Source organism: uncultured Helicobacter sp., assembly GCF_910577135.1.
Classification (GTDB): domain Bacteria; phylum Campylobacterota; class Campylobacteria; order Campylobacterales; family Helicobacteraceae; genus Helicobacter_C; species Helicobacter_C mastomyrinus.
Map to the genome: position 1 here is coordinate 1 of NZ_CAJTLL010000021.1, position 19,696 is coordinate 19,696.

17 protein-coding genes and 1 tRNA gene are annotated in these 19,696 nt (G+C 33.6%); 2 read left to right on the top strand and 16 right to left on the bottom strand.

What is annotated here, in order from left to right:
* Both QZ289_RS09240 and QZ289_RS09245 read left to right on the top strand, forming a co-directional pair.
* Positions 1 to 517, top strand: a 517-nt coding sequence (locus QZ289_RS09240) for a hypothetical protein (protein WP_295701874.1), incomplete at its 5' end; no start/stop codon positions are given.
* Between the two features lie 1,591 nt (positions 518 to 2,108).
* Positions 2,109 to 2,184 (top strand) — tRNA-Lys (locus tag QZ289_RS09245).
* Between the two features lie 230 nt (positions 2,185 to 2,414).
* On the opposite strand, the gene QZ289_RS09250 is transcribed toward QZ289_RS09245, so the two are convergent.
* From QZ289_RS09250 to tssC, 16 genes are all read right to left on the bottom strand, one after another.
* On the bottom strand, positions 2,415 to 3,062 hold the full coding sequence (locus QZ289_RS09250; RefSeq protein ID WP_295701876.1) for a hypothetical protein: 648 nt from the start codon (positions 3,060 to 3,062) through the stop codon (positions 2,415 to 2,417).
* A gap of 4 nt (positions 3,063 to 3,066) precedes the next feature.
* Positions 3,067 to 3,306, bottom strand: a complete 240-nt coding sequence (locus tag QZ289_RS09255; RefSeq protein ID WP_295701878.1) for a hypothetical protein — start codon at positions 3,304 to 3,306, stop codon at positions 3,067 to 3,069.
* Positions 3,307 to 3,330: 24 nt separating this feature from the next.
* A complete protein-coding gene (locus QZ289_RS09260; protein ID WP_295701880.1) occupies positions 3,331 to 3,618 on the bottom strand; it encodes a hypothetical protein in 288 nt (95 codons plus the stop codon).
* Positions 3,619 to 3,873: 255 nt separating this feature from the next.
* A complete protein-coding gene (locus QZ289_RS09265; protein WP_002957669.1) occupies positions 3,874 to 4,356 on the bottom strand; it encodes a hypothetical protein in 483 nt (160 codons plus the stop codon).
* On the bottom strand, positions 4,356 to 5,348 hold the full coding sequence (locus QZ289_RS09270; RefSeq protein ID WP_295701885.1) for a peptidoglycan recognition family protein: 993 nt from the start codon (positions 5,346 to 5,348) through the stop codon (positions 4,356 to 4,358). The genes QZ289_RS09265 and QZ289_RS09270 overlap by 1 nt, the downstream gene beginning before the upstream one ends.
* Positions 5,338 to 6,186, bottom strand: coding sequence for a hypothetical protein (locus tag QZ289_RS09275; RefSeq protein WP_295701887.1), 849 nt, complete (start codon positions 6,184 to 6,186; stop codon positions 5,338 to 5,340). The genes QZ289_RS09270 and QZ289_RS09275 overlap by 11 nt, the downstream gene beginning before the upstream one ends.
* A gap of 130 nt (positions 6,187 to 6,316) precedes the next feature.
* Positions 6,317 to 6,721 carry a hypothetical protein gene (locus QZ289_RS09280; RefSeq protein WP_295701890.1) on the bottom strand — a complete coding sequence of 135 codons (405 nt, stop codon included), beginning with the start codon at positions 6,719 to 6,721 and terminating at the stop codon, positions 6,317 to 6,319.
* A 95-nt stretch (positions 6,722 to 6,816) separates the two neighbouring features.
* Complete coding sequence (locus QZ289_RS09285) at positions 6,817 to 7,284, bottom strand: hypothetical protein (RefSeq protein ID WP_295701892.1); 468 nt, start codon at positions 7,282 to 7,284, stop codon at positions 6,817 to 6,819.
* Between the two features lie 56 nt (positions 7,285 to 7,340).
* Complete coding sequence (locus QZ289_RS09290) at positions 7,341 to 7,832, bottom strand: hypothetical protein (RefSeq protein ID WP_004084784.1); 492 nt, start codon at positions 7,830 to 7,832, stop codon at positions 7,341 to 7,343.
* Between the two features lie 2 nt (positions 7,833 to 7,834).
* The gene (locus QZ289_RS09295) at positions 7,835 to 11,419 is read right to left on the bottom strand and encodes a hypothetical protein (RefSeq protein WP_295701896.1); all 3,585 of its coding nucleotides are present in this window, start codon (positions 11,417 to 11,419) and stop codon (positions 7,835 to 7,837) included.
* A gap of 103 nt (positions 11,420 to 11,522) precedes the next feature.
* Entirely contained in the window at positions 11,523 to 14,321 is a 2,799-nt protein-coding gene (locus QZ289_RS09300; protein WP_295701899.1) for a type VI secretion system Vgr family protein, read from the bottom strand.
* 125 nt (positions 14,322 to 14,446) lie between these two features.
* Positions 14,447 to 14,956: an Hcp family type VI secretion system effector gene (locus QZ289_RS09305; protein WP_011115087.1), complete on the bottom strand. Its 510-nt coding sequence runs from the start codon at positions 14,954 to 14,956 to the stop codon at positions 14,447 to 14,449.
* Between the two features lie 96 nt (positions 14,957 to 15,052).
* Positions 15,053 to 16,048 (bottom strand): type VI secretion system baseplate subunit TssG, encoded by a 996-nt coding sequence (gene tssG / locus QZ289_RS09310; RefSeq protein WP_295701903.1) that lies wholly within the window; start codon positions 16,046 to 16,048, stop codon positions 15,053 to 15,055.
* A complete protein-coding gene (tssF, locus tag QZ289_RS09315) occupies positions 16,045 to 17,760 on the bottom strand; it encodes a type VI secretion system baseplate subunit TssF (RefSeq protein WP_034367919.1) in 1,716 nt (571 codons plus the stop codon). Before tssF ends, tssG begins: the two co-directional genes overlap by 4 nt.
* A 69-nt stretch (positions 17,761 to 17,829) precedes the next feature.
* Entirely contained in the window at positions 17,830 to 18,219 is a 390-nt protein-coding gene (locus QZ289_RS09320) for a hypothetical protein (protein WP_034367917.1), read from the bottom strand.
* Between the two features lie 3 nt (positions 18,220 to 18,222).
* Positions 18,223 to 19,695: a type VI secretion system contractile sheath large subunit gene (gene tssC, locus QZ289_RS09325; protein WP_295701906.1), complete on the bottom strand. Its 1,473-nt coding sequence runs from the start codon at positions 19,693 to 19,695 to the stop codon at positions 18,223 to 18,225.
* Between the last annotated feature and the right edge of the window lies 1 nt (position 19,696).

A 19,696-nucleotide genomic window follows, 5' to 3' on the forward strand; every position in this document is an offset into this window, starting at 1 on the left:
GCTTTATCTCAATGCCCTTGATATATCAGCTATTAATAAGCTAAGTGCGTATGGGGCAGAAGGAGAGTTTAAAATAGGAGCAAACTTCTTTCGGCTTTTTAATAATAGCTATATCTCACCAGAGATAGGTATAGGCTATGGTATATTTGCACTTAATGCCTTTACTTTAAACTATCCTAGTGAATTTGCATTAGATGAATCTTATCCTGCACATTTATTTCATTTGCCTTATGTATCTCTCCAAGTAAGATATACAAAGGCTTTTACACATAATGCAAGATATAGTTTTTCCCTAGGGGGGAGATATACTCTTAAAGATACGCATACAACTACCCTACAAATAGGACCTCATAATGCCTCTTCATTGCTACATTTACCTCCTGTAATGGGCACAGGAAGCGCAGGGCTATACTACTCCTTAGGTAAAAGGAGTGAATTAAGCCTACAAGTAGATGGCACATTCGCACAAGAGCGACTAAGTGCTGGTGGGTCATTACGATATGCGATATGGTTTTAGAAGATAACATCAACAAAACAAAGAAAACAAATAAAGAAATAAAGAATAATAAAAGAGTTTTAAAGTAGAGAAAAAGAGAGCAGAGAAAAATAAGGGGCAAGAACAATAGAGAAAAGAGAAACAAGAGAATAAAAATAGAAGGGAAAAGAGCAATAAGGGAGAAAGAGTAGAAAAAGTAGAAAATAAAAGAAGAAGAGAGGGTGCTATAAATGAGATAGAGATGAGAATATCTCTAGTTTATTATGGCTTTTACTATCAGGGCTAAAGCCCCGGTATTTATACGAAGTGCCAATTTATATTTACAAAGTAGCGATTCTTTAAAAAGTCTTGTGAGCAGAGACATACGCACAATGCTTTCACATTTGTAAAAGTCTTGCTTGTGTGAAACGAATCCGCGCTTACACCTAAAGGTTATAACTACTATCGCATTTATCATTAAGAGGTATTTACACACAATGCTTATCCACACTTACAAAGCAAAGATTCTAAGGTAAATTCTTTAGTCTATATTTTCTCTAAAGAGAATTGAATCTCCTGTATTCTTCATTTAAAATATTTAATTCTTATGCCCCACCCCCTAGCCCCCTCCGCTTTGGGAGGGGGAATAAAGAGAGAAATTCCACGAGGGAGGATAAAACAAAGTCCCTTCTTTGTGCTAGGGGAAGTTAGAGTGAGGATAGAAAAGCCTTTACCAAAAAAAAGGGGGGGGGATAAATCCCTTTTGCCTTTGCAGGATTACATCTTTTTGCGATAAATAAAGAATCTAAAAATATTTAAGATAAAAATATTTTTTTGAAATACTCAATATCAAGCAAAACTCATTGTTTTTTATAAAACAAAAACAAGACTCTAAGTTTGTCTCCCCACAAGTGAGATATGTCTTCGCTGACATAAAAATTAAATCGCATAAAGTGCCAACCTCTTAAAGCGTCGTAAGGGGGTGAGCGGATAATCTAGCGAATAACAATAAAAAAGTAGGGGAAAGCGAGGCATATATTGCCGAGCTGACTTTGCGCTTATGCTTTAGCACTAGCCTACACTTGCATATTTAAGTCCCTCCTCCTTATAGAAAAATAAAAAAGATATTAGACTAGAGAATCTAACCTTAGAATCTCACTTGATAACCAAATGAAATGCGGTTATAAGTGTATCCTTTAGTCCTCAAGGGCTATCGCCCTTTGCGAGATTAAATCCCTTCGGGATTGAATGGCGCGAAGCAGATTTTATATCTGCAAAGCAAGACCTTTTGCAAGTGTGGATTAGCATTTCGTGCGATTTTATTTTATGCAAGTGAGGATATACCTCACTTGCAGATAAACTAGAAAATCGTTAGTCTAATAGTGCAACCTTATTCTCGCCCGCTTCGTGGCGCGAAGCGTCGGGAAAAAGGTTTAGACTCGCTAGTCTCATATACCTTTACTATTGATTCGCACTTATGCCTATCTACACTTGCAAAGTTGGCTTTATGGGTTTAGATTCTCTCATACGCATTGCAAAATTAAAGCTTTAGCCTCTGTGCTAAAGCAAAAACTAAAATTCCATAAAGTATAATACCGCTTCTTTTTGAGCAAAGCTTAAAGAGAATGCAAAAGGACGTGTAGCTCAGCTGGTAGAGCAACTGACTCTTAATCAGTGGGTCCAGAGTTCGATCCTCTGCGCGTCCACCACTATTGAAAGTTCTTAAGGGGAATTAGAAGGCATTAGAAACCCTTGGTATGCGCACTTTCAAAATATTTTTCCACATATTTTTTACATAGCATTTTTATAGAGCAGCAAAGAAAAAAATGGTTACAAAATCGGTAACAAGCAAGGAGGTTTTACAAAATAAGCCAAATTTGTTACCACTTTTTTGATGTAAGTGCCCGTATTGTGTTGATAGAGAGAGCTGGTTAAAAATCTACACAGGGGAAATTATAGAAAGCAAATCATATTGGCTAGAATCTAGCTTATCCCTTTTCACCTCTCCCCATTCTACTATCTGTAATTCCTTACCATTGAAGTATAGAGATAGTGGAGGTTTATAATCTAGTTTGGTATGGGTGGTATAATTTGCTTTATAGGCTGGGGAGCGTAGATAAGCAAAGATAACTAAAGTATAATCTCCCTGTGTGAGGTATTGGAGTTGTTGGGAGTAATTTGGAGGATTGGTGGTTTGAGAGTTTGATGATGATTGTGAATGGTTTGTTTGTGCTTTTGAATTTGGACTTTGAGAGCTTGTTTGATTGCTTCTGTCTGTATTGATGTGTGATGCTTGATGTGATTGTAGGCTTTGCAAATATTCTTTAGGATTAAATGTTATTATATTTCCCTTGTAGGTATCACTTGGGAGTTCATAGTAATGCTCATCTTTTATTAAGCCTGTTTTGTTTGGATTATAATCTTTTGTAGGAAGTATCATATAAGCCCATTTAACCAAATTATAGCCATAATAGATAGCTTCACATTCTAAGGCAGTATCTATCTTTATTGGTTTTTGTATGTTGTTTATTCTCACTTCAAGGATAGAATCTGTGTTAGTGCATTGTAATTTTGGTATTACACTCATTTATCTATTTTACCTCATACTCTTGCAAAAGTTTTATAATTTTTTCATAGTTTTCTACTGCTTTAGAATCTCCTTTAGCTTTGGCTTCTTGGAGTTTTTGGGTGGCGAGATGAAGCGAAGTGAGTCCCTCGATAGTCTCTTCTATCATTTGTTCTTCATAAATATCTTTATTATCTTTTTGCGTAAGCTTATGCTCTAAGAGAAATTGGACAGATTGGGGATGTGCAGATTCTATGGCAATCATTAAAAAAATCGCGCCACCACTTGCTTAATGAAGTATAAATTCCCTTGTACCAATATCATTTAGTATGAGTGTCAGCCCTCGTATATCACACTGCTCTAACATATCTTTTATGGCAGAGGGTGTGCCTGTTTGATGGTAGTATATATCTGTCTCATATTTACCTTTCCATTGTTCTGCCCACTCTTGATAAAGCTTAGATTTACCCGTGATATTGCACTCTTGCTGATTGTTTTGCGTGGTATGCGAGATGGCTTGTAGTTGCACCACACATATCAATAAAGCAATCAATGTCCCTTGAAGCAATTGTTTCATTTTAGTATCCTCCTTGTTGCCTAGTATCTTTAAGTGCTTGGATAATTCTTTCGTAAGTGATTAGCATTTTATTGCCTCCTATGCCCTCATAATAAGATTGTTTGCCATTGGATATTCTCTTTGTCCCCTTTGGCTTTATATATCATCACTCTCTCCTATGACTATACCTAGAGTGCTACTAGGAGCTTTAGGCTTAGGCTTTAGGGTAGGCGTAAAGATAAGGGATTTTGGTAGGAGGGTAAGGGTATATCGCATTTACTTTCTTATACAATACTCTGTCTTGTATCTTTCCAGCCATTTTGTATCATTACTTTCTAAGGCATCATAATAGACATCTATAACGGCACAAGGATAGCAATCTTTGCGATTGCATATGGTGATATTGGCAGTTGTATCATTATGTATATATCCCACACCACCATAATCAAGCCTAAAATCATAAGACTGATTATGAGCTAAAAACTTTCCTGCAATCTCGCATTGATAATGCGGATAATCTCTAACCCCAACAGGGGATTTTTCATCGTATATTTCTGCATTTTGAAAATATGAAGCTATGGCTTCTTTACTCAAAACAAAGAAAGCCCTATCATCAATCTCACATTTCTTGGGATAAGTAATCTCTAAAATATGAATATCTATATCCTTAAAGCTTTTATCCAAAGGCTCGTTTATATCCGCTGCTTGTGAGCAATGTATAAAAGCACACATTATAAACACCAAGTATCGCTTCAGCATTATTTCTCTCCTTTTATATAAAGATTCGCACCCTCACCAGCTGTTTTATTTGCTATTTTATCATGTTCATAAATGTCATTTTCAGTAAGATTGTAATGCTTAAGCAGTATTTTTATTATTTTTCGTAATGCTATCTTTTGTTCTCTTGTAGCCTCATCCCATTTGTGAGTCTTATCGTCATACCAAGCCACCACTTCAATACCTATACTTGTATTATTAGTTATGGTTATCCCCTTTTTTCTTGCCCCAACATGCCAAGTTGTCTTATATAAAGTTGCACATTGATATATTGTGCCATCTTTGTCTATCATAAAATGAGTGCCAGCTCCTTTAGCTTTATGGTTTTGCCACCAATCTATGCTGCTTTGAGCACTTTTACTCATAGTTCTATGCAAAATAATAGCCCTGATTTTACCAATTTCCCCGTGTTCTATAAAGTTAGCTAAATTTATTTTGACATCATTACCTTTGCTATCTGTTGGCAACTTAAATCCTGCCCCTTGTATATACCCCTCGCTATCTACATAGTAATTTGATATGTTCTCATACCCCACCTCTAGTTTCACTTCACTTGCTTTATATTGATTTTTGTATTGTTGTAGTATATGTATGAGTTTGCAGAAGTCATCATCTATGAATATTTCAGGATTAATGATATTTTGTGCATTAGTATTTGTTATTGTTGCTTGATTACTATTGTGTGTATCTGTGATATTAAGCATATAAGAATCTCTTGGTCTTATTATCATTGGAATAGTATCAAGTTTTATTTGATAATCTTTAGATTCTGCAATGAATGCTTTAGGATTACTAAGATTTAGTGGATTAAGCTTAAAGCTTTTATCCCTCTTCACCTCTCCCCACTCGAGTATTTCTAATACTTTACCATTGAAACGTAAGGATAAAGGAGGTTTATAATCTAGTTTGGTATGGGTGGTATGATTCCTTGCTTTATATGTATCACTTGGGATTGAATAATGTTTAATTTTCATAACAATCTATTCTTACTTGACTTTCGTGGATTACGCCATAGATTGCTTTGCTTGTGTCTTTTGCTTCTGGTGGGATATACGCTACTTTTAGCCATTTGGGATTGGTGGAATCTACACCCAGAGATAGTAATATTCCTTGATTTTTAAGCTCATTTCCTCGTGTATTACAATCATTTAACATCGTATCTTTTTGTATTGCTTGCAGAATCTTGCCATTAGGGGATTGGCGTAGATTAATGTAGGAGTCTTTGGAGGCAAAAAAGAGCAAATATTCACTTGGCAGGGCATTTTTATTGATATACCATTTTTTTATATTATTTGATATTTTTACAGAATCTGTTTCAATGGTCGCATAATAAGGCGTTTCAGCTTCACTCTCTAGTTGATTATCAATATAATAATCTTTTAAAGATAGCGTTGCGCGCATCGCTATCCCGCCTAAGATATATTCATCTGCTTGATTTAATTGATTTGGCAAAAGATTATAAATTTGTAAAAAACTATTTTCTTGAAATGTGGGATCTCTTTTAAGCGTATCATTGAGAAAAATTGCTCGCTTATCATCTGCAAAAAGTCTAGGCAGAGCATCGGGTGTATCAGGGAAAAACACTAAACGCCAATAAAAATCCACTTCCTCCTCATACATCTGCCATTCTAGCACCCCGCTTAATGTTATTGTTCCTTTATAATGTATTGTAGATTGCGTTTCTTTGTCTTTATGCAGAGTGCTAGCATAAGGAGTTTGATGGGATAACATATCTTTAAAATGCATATCATACACATTGCCCACAGCATACATAATACTCATAGCAAAACACATAAAAATCATTAAACGCATTATTTCTCCTTAATTGGCATAAGATTTAATCTCATCATCTTCTTTAATTTGAATAGTAAAATTTTTAATTGTGCTTTTTGCTAGATTGTTTGCACCAAGTGCATAATTTTTAAAAGCTTCTATATCGTGCTTAATAAGGGCTATATAATCTTGCAATAGCATTAATGGTGCTATCTCTATCTTTGGCTATCCATCTTTCTTTTTTCCATTTTAATTCATTTGTTGGCAAAAGACAGCCTGTGCTCCATTCGCCCGTATCACCATAGTGTATAAGAATCCCATCTCGGCTTTCACCTATTATTGTGGTATTTGTATTTTTTGGTTTAAGTTGAGGAACAATATGAAGATGTTTAGTTCCAAAAGTTTTTCTATTGTCTTGATTATGTTTGCAAGTTGTAGTATCGCAATACAATTGCTCTATGTTTATGCCTAAGTTTTTTATTGTTTGTCGCAAATCATTTAAATATATTTCTTTGTTATTCGGATTTTCTATCATTAAAGCAGGTTTACTAATATCTGACTTTTTCCAAAACACCTCATATTCTCCTGTGGGTATTCTTATATCTCCACCCGCTGTTTTTTGCTGCTCCTCAGCAGGTTTATCTATCTTTGGATTTGCTCCTGCTGGTTCTATTGTTCCACTTCTATTTGAGATTTACACAATGTGTATTGTTTAGTGTCATTCGTATAAAACCTTATTCCAAATTCATCTTTGACAGAGAGCATATTGTCATTAAGTATTTCAATATCAAACACGTTAAATTCTTGTGAGTAAGAAGTAGTGTTTTGTATAGGTTCATTTAAACACCTACTAACACCTATTTCGTTACAATTATGTGGCACAGAGACAGCTTTTATGGATATATGATTATTTTTTGTTTGCACATTTATAATTTTCAAGCTTTCAGCCTCCATAGCAAAGTTACGAATCATTTTTTGCAATTTTTTATTTAATCTTAGGCTAAATCCACTTATATCAGCTACTAAGCAATCTTTGCCATTCTCTTTAGCTACTTCATAAAAATTTGTATCCCATAAATCCATTGTCTGTGCGTTGAGAAAGATTGTTAGAGAGATATACAGTATTAGCTTTTTCATTGGTTTGCTCCTTATATTTAGTTTATATTAACTCGCATTTGAGTTGCAATGTAGTTTTAGAGTTTGCATACGGTATCGTTACCTTTTACAATAGCAATATTGCCATTACCCATATCAGAAAAATACACATAGTCGCATTGAGTTTTCATATCAAAACCATAATATATTTCCAAAGATGTATTGCCTTTCCATACATATTGAATCAAATAATCATCGTCTTCTTTTTTCAAGTTTTGCAACGGGAGTTTTTCAAATAACCATTTTTCACCAGCATACTGCATATAAGCCTTATAGGCTTCTTGTATATCCTTAGCTCCTATAATTACTTTTTGTGGAGCACCACAAGCAATCCATTTTTGCAATTTTATCCAATTATCTTCTCCGCATTCTTTCCTTGCCTCTTCTATAAATTCTTGCTCCATAGGACTACAATACTCAAACAATGTTTCTATGTTCTGCGTATATGTGCAATCAACCCTATACCATTGCCATATATACTCCTCGCCAAAAGCAAAATGTATAAGCAAAAGAAATAAAAGTTTTTTCATTTTTAATCCTTTTTGTAAGATAAGTTTCTGCGTATTTGGGTTACGACATAATGCCTATTCATATTGTGCGCAGGTGTTCCGTGTAGTGTATTATTCTCAATGTAAAATCTATTTTCATCGCTTATACCTTTGTCTTTATATCTCGTGCCAACTTCATAGAATAAATAATATAACTTTCCTTTTTCATCATATTTTCTGCCTACGATTACTACAAAATGATCGGTTGATAAGTCGCTATTAAAGCCGCCTTTGTGTTGATAAGTATGATCGACACCAATAGTGATAGGATACCCTTTTTCTAACTCTGTGTCTATATACTTTAAACCTTCTCGCAATATTCTTTCGTCATAGTCTAAATACTCATTTTGCTCTTTTGTATTTAAATTACCATCGGAAATCCTCTTATGAGTATCATTGCTCCGATAGTATGCTACGTCTTTTTCTATTGAGATTTGATACAATATGCTTCCCCTATAAGATGTCGGTGTTTCAGACAAGCTAACACCAGATCTTCTTAATATTTCATCACAAGTAAGCTTACACGCTGTATTACCAGCTTTTGTTCCCATACCTCCTTTTGTATTATCAAACTGCGAAATCCACTCCACAACTCCACCATTTGGTGTTCTTTTTCCTCTCAAATCAATCTCGCTTTTTCTTTCCTCATACCCCACCCCTAATCTTACTACCATTCTGCCCTCATTATCCTTTAAGCTTTCTAATATATCTTTATATTCTTCTTTGATGGATTCTAATGTTTCAAAGAATCTTGTATCTTCTTTAGCTAAATCTATCCCTCCATTATCCCCATAGCTTTCTCCTCCGTGAATGTAGAAATTATTTCTTTGTGTGGTAGATTCTATAGTATTGGTGCATTCTTTATTGGTATAGATAGGGATATTATATTTGCCCCATTTACTTTGCCTCTCTTTATCTTTAAACTTTAAAATAATGTTTTGATTGAGTGTTCTTATACCACTTTGTTTATTTTCTGTGCTTTGGCTAATGTCTATATAGTATGTCCCTTCAGGTATTGCTCCTATATCCTTTGCTTTTTGTCTTTGTTTGGAATAATCAAAGTATTCTTGAGGGTTGTTTGGATTAAGAATAGGATTACCTATATAATTTGTATTATTGTTTTGGGCGTTTGTATTATTTTGTGAGGCAATAGGTATAGGTTTGCCACTTCTTGCTTGAAAGATTCTTTGTGTATCATATTGGCTAGAATCTAGCTTATCCCTTTTCACCTCTCCCCATTCTACTATCTGTAATTCCTTACCATTGAAGTATAGAGATAGTGGAGGTTTATAATCTAGTTTGGTATGGGTGGTATAATTTGCTTTATAGGCTGGGGAGCGTAGATAAGCAAAGATAACTAAAGTATAATCTCCCTGTGTGAGGTATTGGAGTTGTTGGGAGTAATTTGGAGGATTGGTGGTTTGAGAGTTTGATGATGATTGTGAATGGTTTGTTTGTGCTTTTGAATTTGGACTTTGAGAGCTTGTTTGATTGCTTCTGTCTGTATTGATGTGTGATGCTTGATGTGATTGTAGGCTTTGCAAATATTCTTTAGGATTAAATGTTATTATATTTCCCTTGTAGGTATCACTTGGGAGTTCATAGTAATGCTCATCTTTTATTAAGCCTGTTTTGTTTGGATTATAATCTTTTGTAGGAAGTATCATATAAGCCCATTTAACCAAATTATAGCCATAATAGATAGCTTCACATTCTAAGGCAGTATCTATCTTTATTGGTTTTTGTATGTTGTTTATTCTCACTTCAAGGATAGAATCTGTGTTGTCTATCTTTTCATCAAGTGTTGTAGTTTGCTTAAGATGTAAGATATTCTTATAAGTAATGCCTTCACCTGCTTTAGCTTGTTTTTTTATTTGATTATTTACTGATATTATGCCCACACCTGTTATTTTGTGTATATCATAAGTGGAATAATTTTGAGTCACTAAATCATTACAAGAGAGTATGAGTTTGGTTGTAACATTTGCAAGAGGAGTATCATCAAGGTTAAGTTCGGTGCTTAGAGTAGCATTATAACTGATATTACCAGCTTTATCTGTTTTGGTATTGCCATTATTATCTTTGTTTTCTTGTAAGTTTATTTGATAGGTTTTTCTATTTTCGCAGTTAAGAAGATAGATGATAGGTTGCCCCTGTGAATTATGAGAATCTTGTATAGAATTATTTGACTCATTGGAGTTCGTTTCATTATTATGATTGTGTTGAATAGAGGAGTGTTGATTAGAGCAATAGATATAGAGTTCATTAATGTAGAGTGTGAAATTACCTTCTTTAGAACAATCAGTAGAGTGAGATTTTTCTTCTTTGAGTTTTAATTTAATACCAAGCTTATTCACTTTTTGATTTTTGTTTATTTCATTGGAAATAATATGGTTTTGTTTGCTAAAGCCTGTATTGTAGAGTAGGATATTGCTTTGGTGTTTTTGGATAGTGAGTATAGGCTCTGCATTTTTAAAGATATATTCTTGTTGATAATCTGCTATATCATCACCATTTTTATCTAATTCAAGATAATCATCTTTTTGTGAAAGAGTTGGTTCTTGTGCAGATTCTGTGTCATTTTTTATCTCTGTGCCTAAAAAATAATTTGTGCTTTGCTTATCTTTAAAATCACTCAAATAAAGCCTTGAATGAGTGCCTAAGTAAGTGCAATCAATCTTTGTATCTTTGCAAACTATAAGGTAGAGCGTAGAATTAAACTTTTGTCTTATTTGCAGAGCTATATCCCCGATACTTTGAGGATAAAAGATAAAAAAAGAGGAGTTGTTTTGCTGCATTCGCTTATTGATTGTAGCGATATTATCTGTAACATTTGGTTTATCTTTAGATTTTTGTATAATGTAAATACTCTCTATTTTAAGGCTTGGATTATTCTCTTGGATATAATATTGCTTCATTGTATTTAAAAAGGGTTGAGTGATTGAAACTAGACTTTGAGATAGTGGGAAGCTATCATCTGTAAAGTTTTTCTTTATTTCTTCTTCTTTTTTTATTATGCTCTCATAGTATGTTTGAGATTTTGAAGATTCTGCAATGTTTAAAAATTCAAAGAATATCATAGATTCATTAAGACTAACTTTATCTTGATTGAGGTCTTTAGTTTTAATTTGTACATTATCACAAAGTGATTGAAAGATTTTATCATTAATATCATTATTTTCATAAAGCCCAAAGAGATTGGATTGTTTAAAACGCTTAATAGCTATGCTTTTATCATTTTTACTATTGCTATTGTATCTTATCTCATACCAAAGCTTAAGATGAGATTTTTCTTTGAGTGCTTGTTGAAAGCCTTTACCGAATACTTGTTCATTTTCCCCAAGATATTGTATATGCAATAAAGTAAGATACTCTTTTGAAGATTTGAGTGTTTTTAGATTCTCTTGTGTGATATTCTCTTGTAAGATTTGTATATAGTCATTGTTGTAATTATTAAGAAAAGTGTTTAAAGAATTTTTGGCATTATCAATGGGCATTATATTATTTTCTAAATCTATCTCAAAGTAAAATTTAAAAGTATTATAAAGTAGCATTTCATATCTACTCATTATTATCCTCCATAAGATTAAGGGAACTCTTCTTTCTCAAAGCTTAAGTTTCTCAAAGAAGTTTTAATTTCTTTATAGTATCTTATCTTGTTTTCTTTACCCCTCACTCCGCCTTTACCTCTCCACCTTTAACGACTAATCCTTTAGAATCTATGACTACTTCTACTCCACCAGCTTTAATAATAACACAATCTCCCTTAGCAGTAATAGAAGTGTCTCCTACTTGGTGAATTATAGTGTTACCAGCATTAACGCTATAATTAGATTCTATTTTAGCATAACTAGAATCTGCTACTTGTGTGAGCTGTTTTTTTGTTTGTAGGCTAAAATCTTCAGTGCTTGATAAATCAATGTAATTTTTAGCACTAAGATTAAATTGTTGTTCTGTATTAAGACTAATACCATTTGCAGCATAAAGCTCATAACCTTTATTGATTTGATTTTTGCTATCTCCCCCTACATTCCTACTCTCATCTTGTTCTATACTCGTATTGAGATTCCCCCCTATCTCCACCTCCTTATCCTCTCCTACATATTCACTACTATCCTTTGCTACTCTTAGTTTATTGCTTGCTCCTATGTTAAGAGTATGGCTTAATCCTACAATGGTATCTTTAGATAAAGCTACATTGGTATTATATTCTCCTCCAATACTCACAATCTTTGCTAAATCTATGGTTTGAGCATGAATCTTTTTAATCCTTTCATTATAAGTTCCCTCTACTTGAGATTCTTTATTGTTATGTATGGTTTGAGTGAAGTTATGCTTAATGAGTTCTTCATAATCTCTTTGTGCTTGAAGATAGATGTGTTCTTGTTCTTTGAGATTTGAAAGCGTGATTTCATTGAATCCAGATTCTATGAGATTGTGATGAGAGTTTGTATTCTCTGCTTGCAATGCACTGCTATTATTAAGAGTTCTTGCACTTAAACTTGTTTGATGAGAGGCTAAGGGTAAAGAGGGTAAGGCAGGATTACTTGGATTGTAGAGACTGCCTATAATGATGGGCATATCTATGTCATTATTTAAGTAACTTATTAATACTTCATCTCCAACTCTTGGAGTATGATAAAAACCTGAACTTGCACTTGCAATAGGAGAGCTTACTCTAAGAAAAGCTGTGTGTGTATTAAGAGTATATAAATCATCTTCTAAATGAGTATTGTTTGAATGTTTGGTATTGTTTGTATTGGGTGTTGTGTGTATATCATTATCCGTGAGTAAAGCTTGTGCCATAAAGGCATGTAGCCTTACTTTTACCCTGCCATATTCATCTGTATAAAGCGTGTTGCTCTGTTTGATGATACTTGCATTAGCCTCTTTAATATTCTTGGCTTTTATATACTCTTCTCCTACAACTATACCTTGCATAAGAGATGGAGGGTTTGGTTTGGGCTTGGGTGTAGGCATATAAGATAGGTTTGAAGGCAAGAGAGTAATGAGATTACTATAAGCATCTTTGAACCGAGAGATGTTGCCATCATTGACTTGTTGATGAGAGGGTAAAGTATCTGCAAGAATAGATTCGTTTATAAGGGTTTGCTCTAATGCTATGATAGTATATTCATTTATAGACTCTTGTGTTTTATTATCTTGAATATTATTTCCTAAAAGAGATTTATTTTTAGATTCTATATATAATCTTTGAGCTAAACAGAGTGTATAGATATTGCTTTGAGCGTTCATAAGAGCTTGAGTATTGGCAGTATGTTGGGCTTGATTAGAGCAAAGAGACTTTATATTCGCTTGATAGGTAAAACTCACATTGGGTATAAATACACTTTGCATAGAGGCAGTATAGTTATAAGGATTATTCATATCTTCTTGTGCTAGAGAAGTATCATTTGATGTAGAATGAGTGGCAATGTCTGGGGATTGTTTGTCAATATATTTTGAATACATATAAGTATTTATTTGAGGATTGTTTGCATCATTGCTGAAGAAGTTAAATTGTTTTGTGTGTATATGATGAGAATGTGTGAGAGCAAAAATACAGGGTTCATTAAGATTATTATGTGTTTTTACATTAGGATTAAAAGGGACTTTAGTGAGAGGAATAGGAGTATAGGGTGTGTGATGACATACATATAAGGTATCATTGTCTTCATAAAAGTATATACCATTATTATGAGCTAATCGTGTGATGAAATCTAAATCAGATTCTTCATATTGGGTGATAATCTCTAAAGGATTATCAATTTGGCTAAGAGAAGAAAAATCTATTTGTTTGCATAATTGTGGAGTATAAGCAGTGAGTATATCTTTGAGTATGTCTAAAGGTGTTTTATCTGTATAAATTCTATTTGCTTTATTGAGTGAAAGTCTTATGAGAGGAGAAGTGAGTGTAAAGGTAAAGAAATGTCTATGGTTTATAGATTTAGGTGTAGGTATATCTAAGGAAGAGAGTGTCTTTTGTTGAGAAGTATTGGTTATGTCAGCAATAGTGTTGATTGTGTTATTTGTATCTAAGGAAACATTAGATTTAGAACCTAAATACTCTATATGTGTAATGATACCCTTATATGATTTAATAGGGGTAGAAGTATTACCTAAAGAGATAGAAAGAGCACTATGATAGTTTGTGTTGCCATAGGGATTAGAAATATATAATAGAGCAAAATTATCTTGCAATAGCTGGAGATTGAAAGGTTGGTCTAATGCAAAAGAATAAGGGGGAGCAGATGATGCAAAATCGGTATCTTGGGTATGAGATTGGATTGTGTGTGAGGGAGAGTTTGTTTTACCCAAAGAAGCAAAAGTAGCAGAAAATATATCTGCATAAAAGGATTCTATAAAACCATTACAAGTAATATGAAAAGGAGACTGCAAACTTTCTCTAATATGGGCTTTGGTGATGGTAAAGGTGATAGAGTTAATATCCAAAGAAAGAAAAGCACTCATAAAACTATCCTTTAGGGGTATTTTTGTGAAAAAAGAGGCTCATCTCACTATCTCACAAAGCATCCCGTTTTTTACTACAACTTTAAGGGTATGTAAAAAAGTTTTTTAAGGCAGATATGAAGAAATTAAGCATTTCTCCAGTCATCACTTCCGCTCGTTCCTGCAACAACATGTTCCCAAATAATTTTTCGATAATTAAGAGAAACCCTAAAGAGCTCAGTTTTGTTATTATTGCTTGTATCTTGTGCATTTGGCATAATAAGGTCTATGTCTGTAATAATAGCATCTTCTAATTTTGTAGTGAAGTAATGTTCTGCTCCACCACCTATTGATGTCCTAAACCAATGCACTTCTACATTGTTTAATCTTTCACCCTTTGTGAGGGCATTGTAAAGTAAAGGAACAGCTTTATTGAGAGAACAGGTAAAAATAAAGGGTCTATGCACCCTTTGACCTGATGGTTGTCCGCTTTGTGTATCTGTGGGAACAGTTACAATATGAGAAATCTCTTGAGCCATAATTTCATCTTCGTGTCCTGCTTGGTAACGATTACCTATGCTCTCTTGCGTAGAAGCCCCACTAGAAATAAGTCCTTGTGTAACACCTTCAATTTTAATATATGCTGGCTGCGCCATAGTAATCCTTTCTGTAAGTTTTATCCATATAAAAGCGAAGTATTCTACACAAAAAAATAAAATCAATAATTAAGTTTTATAAAAATATAAATATTTTTACTCACATAGTGTCATTAACATACTACATTGTGCAAAATTCGCCTTTTTTTTATTTAATAATAACCCAAAACCAAGAGTAGCCCTCGCAATATCGCCGAGCCTAAAATCCATTTTGGGGTTATATTGCATATCTAAACGAACATCAATGGCAAATTCATTGTTGGTGAGAAAAATTACACTCTCTCTAAGTTTATTGTGCTGCTTATGATGTGGAAAATAATCTAGGGCTTCCTGATAATGCAAATCCTTGATGCGGAGTAATATTTTATTTTGATAGGAATATATTGTGCTACCTAGTAGAAAACTTTTACCAAGAGTAACATTTTTAAACCCTAAACTATTCTGTTGATTCTTATTGATACGAATGGCTTGTGGAATATTCTCGACAATAGAAATTCTATCGTGCAAATGAAAATTATGTGCCAAAATTTTCTCAATATAAGCTTTTGGTCTCCTTAGGCTTAAAATAAGAGGTGCAAATGGAAGATATGCCTTTGCACTTGTTGTATCACTAAAACCTAAAAGTTTCAACAATACAAAAGAAACTTTATCGCTAAAATCTGTCTCAAATGAGCGATGATAACCTCTAAGTGATATGCTATCATAAAATAGCCATAAGAGATAATTATTAAAAAAATCAAAAAAAAGACTAAAGCCTTCGCCATCATCTTCATTTTTTGCAAAATTATCAAGCATATAATAAGGCAGAGGTGAAGATTGCCCTAGCAATCCAAAAAAATGACTAAAAACTTCCACGAAAGATTCAGTATGCATTTTGGAAGATATATTTTGAGGTAATTTTTCCATAACTTTTACAGATGAAGCCTCAAGTGGAAGCATATCTTTCGACTCTAAATCCGCCATATCATGATATTGGAATATATCAACTTCTTTATACGCATGTCCCAAACTCCTAGCACTACGTAAAAAGATTTGCTCCCTATTCAAAGAAACCAAGAGCATTTTTATTAGCCGATAAAAAGTAAAATTCATAATAATACCTTATTGCCATAGACGATAGAATAGCTAAAAGATGTATTACTTGTTGTGCAGCACAAGGATACCTCGCAAAAAGAATTGATACTAACAAAAGAAGAAAAAAAGTGTGCAAGCACTAAGCCTATCTTATATGCCTCACCTAAACAATAAAACTTTGAATCATCAATATATAGAGTAATTTGCATACCTCTTAATGTAATAAATCCATTGACATTATAAGCAGGCTTGGATTCTATCTTTTGTAAGGATTCACTTATTATTTCGTAAAGATTTTTTGGTTTATCAATATTAAAGCTGTATGTATGCAACAATGCTAAGAAGCTCTCTTTATGCGTTATACTTTGATAATTAAAAGAAAGGGTAGCGATAAAATCCCACAATGTAGCATTATCAATACTTCTATGTTGCGATTTTGTAGGTAACATAAGATTACGCGTAAGGACATCTTGATATCCTACAATCTCATTGATTGAGCCTATCTGCAAACCATTTGGAAGATTGTTGTTGCTACATAAAACATCAATGGAAAGTGTTTCTCTGCGAGATTGATTACTATAAATAGTAATTTCTTTATAATGCTCTCCATTTGCATCTTGCTTATTTGAAATAGCATAAAAATCATTTCCCTTATCTACAAATTCAAATCGCTCAAAACTATTGTAATTCTTTAATATCCGTCTTCCTGAGTCGCTATTATGAGCCTTAACTTTCAATACCTGTATCACAGAATATGCGTTAAGATGCGCCCTATCGATAAATATTCTATACCCATTTCGTGTATGGTCAGTAAGAATCGGCTCTGCCTGCGTAGAAAAAAGATTAACAATGGGCGTGCTAAATAGCGAAAACTGATTGGCTTTTGGAAGGGTATCTTTAGGCAATTCTTTTTTGAAAATAAATTTAACAGTCATCTTTTCACTTTGACATTCTTTTAATATTTCTAAATTTTTTATTCTCACAAATGCAAATTTTTCTGGCAAAAAAAGTAATTCCTGTAAAAGTGTAAAAGCACTAAAGCCTATATCGCCATTACTAAACATACTCTCATTTTTGTCAAAACCAGTAGTCTCTAAGGAATCACAAGGAATCTTAAAAGATGTGAGAGTATCAGCACAGACAATAACAATTTCTTGCAAATAACATAAAAGCCATAAAAGCAATGTATTGGCACTATAAACCTCACTGCCAAGATAAATCTGTAAAAAATGAATATCCATATCTGCTATTTTAAAAAATTTGTTTGTGCTTACAATATCAAGGCAAAATACACTCTGCTTCCCTTCGTTAGTAAGCGACATATCGCTTATTTTAAGAGGATGCAGACAAACATCATAGATAGTTTTAAATTCACATTGCACTTGGTTTATTGGAGTAGATTTAAGACTTGTGTGTCTAGGAATAAAAACCTTGCATTCTTTGCTTTCTGGCTTAAGTGCAAAGTCCTGTATGCACATTGATGGCAACGAGTTTGTGTAATTGGGTGCAAGAATGTTAATTAAAGATTCTGCAATCAGGGGAATATTGCCATCAAGCTCTTCGTGAATCTTAGATGTTAATAACGCTAAAGATTCTATAATACGTTCCACATCTGGATCATTACTATTGTGGGATAAAAATGGGGCAAGTTTGGGATATTTATTAACAAAAATTTCCCTCATTTTATGCAAATAATCAAGCTCTTTACGGAAATAATGAATATTTTTCACTTATCTGCCCTTTTCTACTTTAATCAAATACTTTTTTGGGGTTTCCTAAAACTATCTCAAGCAAACCGCCTACATTACATCACAATAGCGATTATTTTTAAAGACAATTTGTATATTAAAATCATCCAACAAGTCACCCCCAACATGACGCATTCGCATAAAAAAACTTATTTGCCAAGGAGCAAAGCTTTCATCATATTCTATGTTTAGAATCTTTGCCCTTGTTTCATAAGTATTTACAAGGTGGTAGATTTTTTCCGACATAAGCAGGGCGAGATTTTTTGTATTTATATCCAAATCTTCCAACGATAAGTCTGCAAAATTCATAAGACTTATGCCCTCATTTTTAGTATTCATGAGGATTGAGATATGATCTTTTATCGTTTTGGTTCTATCTTCAAAATAAGCAGAATCTGCATAAGGATGCAGTTGAGAAATAATTTTATTTACAAAAGACATAATTTATTCTCTGTCAAGTTTCCCCACCAAAGAAAGTTCAAAGTTTGCTCCCATAAATTTAAAGTGGGGTCGTACATTTAAGTTTATTCTATACCAACCTGCTTCCCCTTCTATCTCGCTTACAAAAACCTTAGCACCTCTAAATGGTCGCCTACTTCGAACCTCTGCGGGAGGATTTTCTTGGTCTGAAACATATTGCCTCATCCATTCGTTTAAGCCATTCTCTATATCTGCCCTTTCTTTCCAGCTCCCAATTTCTTCTCTTTGTAATACCTTAAGATAATGAGCAAGGCGAGAAACTAAAAATATATAAGGCAACTGCGTGCCAAGCCTATAATTTGTCTCTGCCTCTTTTCCTTCAGGCGTATTTGGAAAAATTTTTGGCTTTAATGCCGCATTTGCGGAGAAAAATACTGCATTATTGCTATCACGTCGCAACGTAAAGGCTATAAAGCCAGATTCTGCAAGCTCATACTCACATCTATCTGTGATAAGCACCTCCGTTGGTATCTTGGATTGCGTAGTGCCAAAGCTTTCATAAATATAAGTAGGCAAATCTTTTACAGCACCGCCAGCCTTAGGTCCTATAATATTTCCACACCAGCGATAATTTGCGAAACTATCAGTCAATCGCGTAGCAAAAGCATAAATAGTATTTCCCCATAGCAAGTGATTATGCGAGTTATGCACATTTTCCTTGTAATTAAATTTCTTTATAGGATTTTCTTGTGGCTCATAAGGAGATCGAGTAAGAAAACGTGTAACCAATAAACCAGCATACTTAGAATCTTCATTTTCCCTAAAGGTGCGCCATTTTACATATTGCGGACCCTCTAAAAGTGCTTTTAAATCTTGTATCTTGGGAAGCTCCGCATAACTATCAAGTCCAAAAAAACTAGCACTCATAGAAGTTAAAAATGGAGCATGGCTCATAGCCGCAATAGAAGACATCTTAGAGAGAAAATTCATATCAGGCGTAGAAGCATTCAAGGCATAATCACCCAAAATTGCACCTACCGGCTCGCCACCAAATTGTCCATATTCAGAAGAATAAATACGTTTATATAATGTAGTTGTTGTAATATCTGGATTTGCCTCAAAATCCTCTAAAGCCTCTTGTTTAGTTACATCAAACAAATTAATTTTTATATTTTCTTGAAAATTAGTGCGTTCTACTAAAAAATATAAACCTCTCCATGTAGATTCTAATTGCTGAATCTGTTCATTATGTAATATCTCGTCCATTTGACGTGAAATAATATCATCAATATGTGCTATCATTTCATCAAGCGTGTATTTGTTGATTTTATTTTCTGCATTATCAGTTTTGACTATTTCTGTGATAAATTCCGCCACACCCATTTTGGCAATATTATAACTTTCATCTTCCTTTGAATATCTACTTGTCTGCATTATGCTATCAATGATAGATAGCTCTTTTATTGAAGTTTGCGTATTTGCTGATGCACCACTCATA